9 protein-coding genes are annotated in these 6886 nt (G+C 47.3%); 4 read left to right on the top strand and 5 right to left on the bottom strand.

Going from position 1 to position 6886, the window contains the following annotated elements:
• Positions 1–286: 286 nt before the first annotated feature.
• The 4 genes from IPG31_00145 to IPG31_00130 all read left to right on the top strand — a co-directional run bounded on the left by IPG31_00145 (position 287) and on the right by IPG31_00130 (position 2886).
• Positions 287–463, top strand: coding sequence for a hypothetical protein (locus IPG31_00145; protein MBK6616839.1), 177 nt, complete (start codon positions 287–289; stop codon positions 461–463).
• Between the two features lie 1387 nt (positions 464–1850).
• Positions 1851–2156: a hypothetical protein gene (locus IPG31_00140; protein MBK6616838.1), complete on the top strand. Its 306-nt coding sequence runs from the start codon at positions 1851–1853 to the stop codon at positions 2154–2156.
• Positions 2157–2606 carry a DUF1353 domain-containing protein gene (locus IPG31_00135; protein ID MBK6616837.1) on the top strand — a complete coding sequence of 150 codons (450 nt, stop codon included), beginning with the start codon at positions 2157–2159 and terminating at the stop codon, positions 2604–2606. It abuts the gene before it with no gap.
• Positions 2607–2688: 82 nt separating this feature from the next.
• Entirely contained in the window at positions 2689–2886 is a 198-nt protein-coding gene (locus IPG31_00130; protein MBK6616836.1) for a hypothetical protein, read from the top strand.
• On the opposite strand, the gene IPG31_00125 is transcribed toward IPG31_00130, so the two are convergent.
• From IPG31_00125 to IPG31_00105, 5 genes are all read right to left on the bottom strand, one after another.
• Positions 2883–3350: a hypothetical protein gene (locus IPG31_00125; protein ID MBK6616835.1), complete on the bottom strand. Its 468-nt coding sequence runs from the start codon at positions 3348–3350 to the stop codon at positions 2883–2885. The genes IPG31_00130 and IPG31_00125 overlap by 4 nt on opposite strands.
• A 64-nt stretch (positions 3351–3414) precedes the next feature.
• Positions 3415–3876, bottom strand: coding sequence for a hypothetical protein (locus IPG31_00120; GenBank protein MBK6616834.1), 462 nt, complete (start codon positions 3874–3876; stop codon positions 3415–3417).
• On the bottom strand, positions 3877–4626 hold the full coding sequence (locus IPG31_00115; protein ID MBK6616833.1) for a hypothetical protein: 750 nt from the start codon (positions 4624–4626) through the stop codon (positions 3877–3879).
• 55 nt (positions 4627–4681) lie between these two features.
• The gene (locus IPG31_00110; protein MBK6616832.1) at positions 4682–5158 is read right to left on the bottom strand and encodes a hypothetical protein; all 477 of its coding nucleotides are present in this window, start codon (positions 5156–5158) and stop codon (positions 4682–4684) included.
• Positions 5148–6845 (bottom strand): DEAD/DEAH box helicase, encoded by a 1698-nt coding sequence (locus IPG31_00105; protein ID MBK6616831.1) that lies wholly within the window; start codon positions 6843–6845, stop codon positions 5148–5150. Before IPG31_00105 ends, IPG31_00110 begins: the two co-directional genes overlap by 11 nt.
• Between the last annotated feature and the right edge of the window lie 41 nt (positions 6846–6886).

Raw genomic sequence — 6886 nt, 5'->3', positions numbered from 1 at the left:
TTCGCATTTAATATCAAAGTTATATAATTGAGGAGGCTGTAAAATGGCGACCGTGAAGCAGTTTCGGTTTTTAATCGGTTCCGCGCAGATCTTGGCAACAAGATACATTCTCCAGGCATACGGATGTAATCAGCTTGCCACAGTTACGTCAGCGGTTGTCCCGTCGGTTGAGACGGCGTTGCCGCATTTTGAGTAGCACAGGGACAGTCAACTACGCAACCAATGAGTTTACGCCAGACAACAACTATCGGCTGGCGGCGTTACATTGGGATCCGTTGATTTTGGTATGTCTGGAGCAACTGTCCCTTGGCGTGCTGCTAAGGTACTGATCGCCGCCAATGGGGCAAATCCAACTGATGCTCGCTATGCGATTATCTACAATTCGTCGGCAGCCACCAAGAGATGTATTGCGCTTTTGTTGATTTTTGGCACTGGCAACACGGCGGTTGATACTGGGGATTAGATTTGACTCTCTTGATGGCGTTGGGTCTATTATAGATGTAGCGTGATAATGGATAGTAGGGGAGCGATCATTGAAAGACGATCTTACGATAGAGATGATGAGCCATGCTCCCTTACGCGCAATGAGTCGATCGAAATAATGGTAAAGTTGCATGATATGTGCGGCAGACTATCCGATCTAGAGCGGCTCAACCGCGAAGTGCGAGACGAGATAATAAAAGGCGGCAGACCGTGTTCGAACACGCGGAGAAGATGGAAGTAAAATCGATCTGATCCACGAGGGCATGTGTAAAGGCAAAGGGGTGGATAGCAACCACTGCTATAACAGGAATTGCTATCGGGATAATATCTTATGTTACCGGGATGTTTGATGATAATAACAAATGATATGATCCTGGAACACGCTCCATTGGGGGCGAGAGATTTCCAGGCATATCAGATCAACGCTACCGCATAACATCGAGCTAGATGACATTATGCAAGCCGGAATGCTTTGATTGATGGATGCATTACCCAGATACGATAGCTCGCTTGGAGGATCATTTAATACTTACGCCTCCAAAGCGCATCCATTAGCGCAATCATTGGCCAGATAAAGATCGGGACAATTAAAAAATTAGGTGCCGCCTGAGCATTAGTGAGTTGGAACCCCGGTGAAGTCTTGCATACTGCGCAGGCATTCCCCGGTGGGAAATAAAGGATCCGTTCAGATGGACAATGACAGCGCGATTCTTAGACGATGACGTGATGATTTTAGACTGGGTTGTGTGTAGCCGCAGACCACCAATTTACACTGTCAGACTGCGAGAGCTGGAAAAGACTGATAAAAGATGAGTTTAAAATGAAGCCTGCAAATTTGACCGAGATATAAATGGCAGGCTAATTCGGAGGGAATATGAGTAGTCTATTTTTATTTTTATGGTATTGTTTGCAATGTTGACTGGCTGCGCGGCGATCGAGAAATACGGGAACGCAGTTACTAACGCAGGGATAGCGCACGAAGCAATATCATCCGGCGAGGTGGAGGCATCCATCAAATCCATAGCTCTAACGGCGGACGAGGCAAACAAAGTAAATTCCGCCAAAAAAGATATGAGGATTTTATCGCCAAGTGGAGTGTGTCAATAGGCGACTTCGACGGTCTGGCCGGTCGCATGCAATCCTTTGATGCAGACTACAGGCTGTTGCAGGCTGAGTACGATACTTTGTCCGCGATAATCGCCGCTAATTGGTGGAGGTATTCACCGGAGCAAAAAGCCAATCTAAACGATTATCAGTCGCGAGCCGAAAACTGGACGAGTCGGTACAGGCTTTCATATCCGCCAAAAAGGGCATCAGGCATTAATGGATGCGCTTACTTTTAGCGCGATGATCCTCAAGGTGGTTTTGTGATCGATGCAATCAATGCGATATACCTGTCGCCATTGCAAAAGGGCCTGATTTTCTTTCTGACCGCCTTTGGCGTGATGATTTACTACTCGCTCGAAAATTACGTCAAGCAGGATCGCGTACAATCGATTAATTATTGGCTGTTGAAGTCAAACCCACAGAAAACATATAAATGCGTTAAACGGCTTCTGGGGGTCACTGTGGGTGCATCGGCATTTTCGGTGCTCGATCGGTCGTCAAATGTCGAGGTTTTGAGCTTTGCGGCAGCAATCGGCTGGACCGCGTACAGTGGGGAGGATAAATAGATGGGATATTTTGTAACCACCTTGGACGCCGGGATGCTAAGAGGGTCTGACGATGGCGAGGGCGTAAAATGGATCTTGCAATCGCCGCTTGTCTACCAGTCTGACACACTGGGAACGGTTATTGTGCCAGTTGGTTTTGTCACAAATTTTGTGAGTATGCGCGGGATACCTTTGATGTACTCTCTGTTTGCTAACTTGGCGCAGGAGCCAGCAACGCTGCATGACTATCTGTATTCACCACAAGGGCGATTGCCTAGCGGAAAACAATACACCGGGGCAGATGCTGACGAGTCTTTCCGCGGTGCTGCTTATCAGGACATGGCAGGAACGTTTGATGATAAATCATCTTTCTTGGCGGTCAGGGCAAGTTTTAAGGCGTTGCTTAAATCTTGGGCTATGTGGGCAGCTCTGCGCATATTTGGCGGATCCCACTGGGAGCGGAATCAATGAAATTATTACTTACTACAGGTGATGATGCGCTACCGGGCCGGAGCGATATAAACCGGCTCAAACACCAAATCGAGAAATGACAATGAATATTAATGAAATTACCGTAGTACTAAATGCACTGACCGCGACAGTCAATAAAATTTTTGCCGAGGTCAGCGCGTTGAAACAAAATGCTAATGACGCACAAGTGGTCCCGGTCGAAGTCGAAAACGCTTTGAATGCTCTGCAGACCGCAATCGCAGACGTTGACGCCATCAACGCGGACACCACACAAGCCTAGTCGTAAAATGACTGGCCGTTGATAAACGGCAGGTCTTGCTTACGGTCTATTGCAAGGTCTGCCGCATCATCGCTATAATTTGCGGCGTCTGCCATCACCTGCCTTTCTGCTTCAATGTCTCTATGTTCTGCTCTTTCTGCGGTAAACTTGTCCGGGTATCTCTTGCGCAGTTTTGAGATATTAATACGCTGTGCATCTTCAAAACTTGCTCCAAGCGCTCCAAGTATCAGGGCATCATACCAGAGGCCATCCCCAACTTCTTCAATGGTGTTGCTTTCATCAAGTGGTTCGCCTTCAATGGTGCACTTATAGAGGGCTTCCAGCAATTCACCCGCTTCCGTAGCTTTGCCGATTATTCCGTGCATTATGTCGATAGCTCGTTCGTCGCTATCAGCAACCCATGCAGGCAACAGCGAGCAATCGCCATTTATCCTGTCATGCTCTATTTTTTTCCCGTAGAACAAGGCTTTTTAATTTGATCAAGTTCTCGCAGGGGATTTTATGGCTGATGTCAAACAGTCGCGGAAATCATGAAAGATACGCTTCCCCCGTGATAGTCGTCGGATCTGGTTCTTCTTGCTTCTTTAATATAGTCCATTTTTTTTTACTCCAATCTAAGAATTCATTGTATGCGGCCTCGTGTCCAAGGCATACGCTAACTCGTGCGCCAAGATTTTGGCACGAATATAAAAAGTCAAGCTGCCCATCACCATACTTGCTCTTGGTATGGTCTTTTCTTTTTAACTCTATTACCAAGGTTGGGCTGCCAATACCTATAATATCCGCAGCTCCAGTGATCAATCCTTCTGACTTCTCCTTGCTTATCTGGTAAGCAGTCCTGATGCCTTCGTTCCTAATATGCAGTACCGGCGCCATTGGATGGCTCTTACGGACCATCGCAAAAAACGTTACTTGCTCTGCCGTTTCCTTTGGGCATAGACCGCGAAAGGATCTATCACCGTGAACAGTCAACCAGTCAGGGAAAATCATCTATTTGTCTCCTTTTTCTGGTAAATCGGTATTATACGTGGGATTTTGGCTGTAACCAAACTGCTGGCTTTTGCCATACTGACGGCTGTAACCGTACTGCCAACTGTTATCGTACTGCCTGCTGTCGCCAAACTGTTCGCTGTTGCCATACTGCCTGCTGTAACCGTATTGCTGGCTGTTGTCATACTGCCAACTGTAATCAAACTGTTCGCTGTTGTCATACTGCCAACTTTTGTCATATTGCCTGCTGTTGCCGTACTGACGACTGTTTCCTGATTGCTGGCTTTTGCCATACTGGCGACTGGCACCGTACTGTTGGCTATTTTCGTATTGCTGACTGCTGCCAAACTGCTGACTGTCACCATATTGAAGGCTGTTGTCAGATTGACGACTGTTTCCTGATTGCTGGCTTTTGCCATACTGACGGCTGCTGCCATATTGACGGCTATTTTCGTATTGCTGACTGCTGCCAAACTGTTGGCTATTTTCGTATTGCTGACTGTTGCCATAACCCACAGACTCACCACTGCGATGCGAATCTTGATAACCCGTTGCCTCATCAAAAAGCCAGCACTCACCTTCATGGGACAGGTTAGATTCTGACTGTACCCATCCGCCCAAGTCACCAGCTTTCACTGGTTTATGGATTGTGTCGAAACTGCGTAACGCTCTGATTCTGTACACAGTTTCTCCAGTCGGCATTATTTTTGTTTCTCCAGTGAACTCGTATTTCTTTTTGGTGTTAGTCATTTTCACTACTCCTGTGATAATTGTTACTTAGTCAATGCTGTTCGCTGTCACCAAACTATTGGCTGTTGCTATACTGCTGGCTGTCGCCATACTGCTGGCTGTCGCCATACTGCTGGCTGTCGCCATATTGACGGCTGTTGCCAAACTGGCGACTGTCTCCATACTGACGGCTGTTGCCGAACTGCTGGCTGTCGCCATACTGCTGGCTGCTTCCTGATTGAACACTGCAGCCAAACTGCCTGCTGTTACCATACTGGCGACTGTTTTCTAACTGACGACTGTTGCAATAACCAATAGCGTTACCAGTTCGTTTAGAGTTTTGATAACCTGTTGCTTCGTCAAAAAGCCAACATGTTCCTTCGTGGGATAAATTAGCTTCAGACTGCACCCACCCGCCCAAGTCACCGGCTTCTACAGGTTTATAGATTGTGTCGAAACTGCGTAACGCTCTGATTCGATACACGGTTTCGCCAGATGGCATAACTTTTGTTTCTTCAGTTAGCTCGTATTTCTTTTCTGTGTTAGTGTTCATTTTTATTGCTCCTTAGTGTTGTCTCGTATTTAACCACTTCGTGAAATCCTGTTTTCCAATTCTTGACATAGGTAATTGCTTTTGGTGGGGATTCTAAATTGTTGGTGGCGATGATTAATTCCCACATAGCTTTCCTAGCTTGAAAGTGCCTTGATTCTACATACCAGATCGGCACGCTTGTTCCTGTGCCCAGTATATATGTGATCTTTTTGAATTTATTCCCTTTTTTGCTTACTCCGTCATCGATTACCCAGTCTATAACAGGGATGCTTTTTATCCTGTCGTGTGTAAGCTTGTCATTAGGATTCACAAGCTCATGCTTGCATTTTTCGCAAAAGCGCGCTGCTATGTCGTTTGTATGGAGGCATGACTCGCAGTCCTTGCCTATCCATCGATGTCCGCATTGCTTGCCCTTATCCCATGATTGGCAGCGCCGTCCATAGTGAGATGGTATTAGCAGCTTGTTGCCGTTGAGGTCAGTAAAGTATCCGGTTTCGTGCAGCCCGTAGCCTTCTTCGTTAGGGCGGGCCAAGAAGGTATTGGTTGATCCACATGTGCTGCATGTGCAGGAGATCATGTCGCTCTCGCCCTTACGCTTGTATCCTGATATCTCTGGGTTAAAAACGTCACCATCCGGGCAATGGCGAGCAATATTTTCCGCGTAATCAAGCACCAGGCAATGGTCTTTATCTTGGTGCAGTCGCAGCCCCCTACCTATCATCTGTTGCAGCAAGGACGGCGATTCAGTTGCCCGCAACAAGGCCACCAGGTCTACGTGTGGCGCGTCAAAGCCTGTCGTTAAAACGTCACGGTTTACTAAGTATTTTATTTTTTTGTCCTTGAACATTTGCAGAATCCGGGTGCGCTCTTTCTTGGGCGTCGTGCCATCCACCATACAAGATATGTGCTCAGGCAAAGACTCCATGCACTCCTTTGCATGCGCTATGCTGGCGGCAAAGATCATAACCCCATGCCTGTTCTGCGCCTGCTCTACTATGTCTCTAATTATATGTGCTGTTTTTCTGCCTTGCCCTTTGTATGCCTTGTCAAGATCGTCTGCAGCAAAAGATCCAAGCCTGTTTAGCTGCATACCTATCGTGTCGTAGTGCTCGCGCGTAAATCCTATAATAGGCTTGGTGATATACCCTGCGTCTATGAGTTCCTGTGGCGATATCCTGTAAACCAGCTTGTGAAAATATGCTACTGAAGTGTCATCGCTTGACGGGTTGCCGTCTATGTCTACCTTATATATGTATCCTTCGAGCCTCCTGTATGGCGTGGCCGTTCGGCCGATAACGCGCAGGTTACTGTTACGCGCTTGCAGGCTGGCTATTATTGTTTTTATGGTGGGCGTTATCTCGTGGCACTCATCGACGATAACCGCGCAAAAATCCCCTCCGAAACTGGCAATGGCGTTTAGCACTGTTACAGGCGTACCGAAAACTGCTTTATGCTTCAGAGACTTGCGCCCAAGAGATGCGCTATAAAGGCTTGCGGGGTTGCCGGTGGCCACATATTTATCTCTGTTCTGGATTACCAGGTCTGCAGACGGCGCAAGGCATAACACTTTCTTCCCATTGCTTGCCTTATGCAGAGATTCTACAACTGCCGCGATTATGTGACTTTTCCCGGCAGCTGTGGCCGCATCGATGACGCACGACTCACGGTTGAGCAACACCCAAGACATGACAGCATCATGGGCGCTCTGTTGGTACGGTCTAAGCATTT

This window comes from Nitrosomonas sp., assembly GCA_016703745.1.
GTDB lineage: Bacteria > Pseudomonadota > Gammaproteobacteria > Burkholderiales > Nitrosomonadaceae > Nitrosomonas.
Note: the sequence above shows the minus strand (reverse complement) of the source record. Positions and strands in the feature narration are given on the sequence as shown.